The organism is Pseudonocardia sp. KRD291 (assembly GCF_019263595.1).
Lineage (GTDB): Bacteria > Actinomycetota > Actinomycetes > Mycobacteriales > Pseudonocardiaceae > Pseudonocardia.
In genome coordinates, this window is record NZ_JADQDD010000520.1 from 1 (window position 1) to 1,453 (window position 1,453).

Below are 1,453 nucleotides of genomic sequence, written 5' to 3' on the forward strand. Positions count from 1 at the left end.
GGTCTGTTCGCCGGGGCGATCAACGCGATCGCGGGCGGCGGTTCGCTGCTGGTGTTCCCTGCGCTGCTCGCGGTCGGGTTCCCGCCGCTGGCGGCGAACGTCACGAACTCGGTGGCGCAGTGGCCCGGCTACGTCGGTCTCGTGGCCGGCGCGCGCAAGGACCTCCCCGGACAGGGCCGGCGGATCCTGCTGACCTCGATCGTGGCGGTGTTCGGGTCCGGGATCGGGTCGGTGCTGTTGCTGGTCCTGCCCGGACAGGTGTTCGACGCGATCGTGCCGGCCCTGGTCATCCTGGCCAGCCTCACGATGGCCGTCGGACCGTGGATCAAGCGCAGGATCGGCACCCCGGGCGGCGGCGAGGCCCGCGACCGGACGCCGCTGCTGCTCACGGCGGTGTTCCTGGCCGCGATCTACGGCGGCTACTTCGGCGGCGCGCTCGGCGTCATCCTGATCTCCACCCTCAGTCTGTTCGCGCACGACTCACTGCGCAGGCTCAACGCGCTCAAGGGCGTCCTGTCGCTGGCCGTCGCGACGATCACGGTGGTCGTCTTCGCGATCGGGGCACCGGTGGACTGGCTCGCGGTCGCCCTGCTCGCCCCGACCACGCTGGTCGGCGGACTCGTCGGGGCCCAGATCGCCCGCAGGCTGCCGGAGAACGTGCTGCGCTGGGCCGTCGTCGTGCTGGGCATCGCGGTCGGCATCTACCTGTTCCTCGAATGATCCCGCTGCTGGCCGCGGTCGCACTGCTGGTGGCGGTGCTCCTCGCGGCCACGCTGCGCCCGTCCGGACTGCCCGAGGCCGCGACGGCGGTGCCCGCCGCGGCGATCGCCGTCGGCACCGGGCTGATCACCCCGTCCGACGCGTGGCGGGAGGTCGTCGAGCTCGGCCCGACCGTCGGGTTCCTGGCCGCGATCCTGCTGCTCGGGCACCTGGCCGACGTCGAGGGGGTGTTCGACCGGCTCGGCGCAGCACTGGCCGGCGCGTCCCGCGGGAACCCGCGGCGCCTGCTCGGGCTGGTGTTCGTCACCGCCGCCGGCACCACCGCCGTGCTCAGCCTGGACGCGACCGTGGTGCTGCTGACGCCGGTCGTGCTCCTCACCGCCGCGCGCCTGCGGCTCCCGGCCCGGCCGCACAGCTACGCGTGCGCGCACCTGTCCAACTCCGCGTCCGGGCTGCTGCCGGTGTCGAACCTGACCAACCTGCTCGCGTTCTCCGCGTCCGGGCTGACGTTCCTGTCCTTCGCCGGGCTGATGGTGCTGCCGTGGGTCGCGGTGATCGCCGTCGAGTACCTGGTGCTGCGCCGGTTCTTCGCCCGCGACCTGGCCGAGACCACCGGGCCGGTCGTGCGCGGAGATCACCGCCCCGGCGACGGTATCCGCGCACGGCCGGTGTTCGCGCCGGCCGTGCTGGCGTTGACGCTGGCCGGGTTCGGGGCGTCGTCGGCGATCGGGGT

The 1,453-nt window shown here is 73.6% G+C and carries 2 protein-coding genes; both read left to right on the top strand.

Going from position 1 to position 1,453, the window contains the following annotated elements; translation table 11 throughout:
- On the top strand, window positions 1-720 hold a 720-nt coding region (locus tag I4I78_RS32350; protein WP_226380855.1), incomplete at its 5' end, for a sulfite exporter TauE/SafE family protein.
- Window positions 717-1,453 (top strand): SLC13 family permease (locus I4I78_RS32355; RefSeq protein ID WP_255567225.1); only part of this gene is annotated, 737 nt, incomplete at its 3' end. The genes I4I78_RS32350 and I4I78_RS32355, both read left to right, overlap by 4 nt.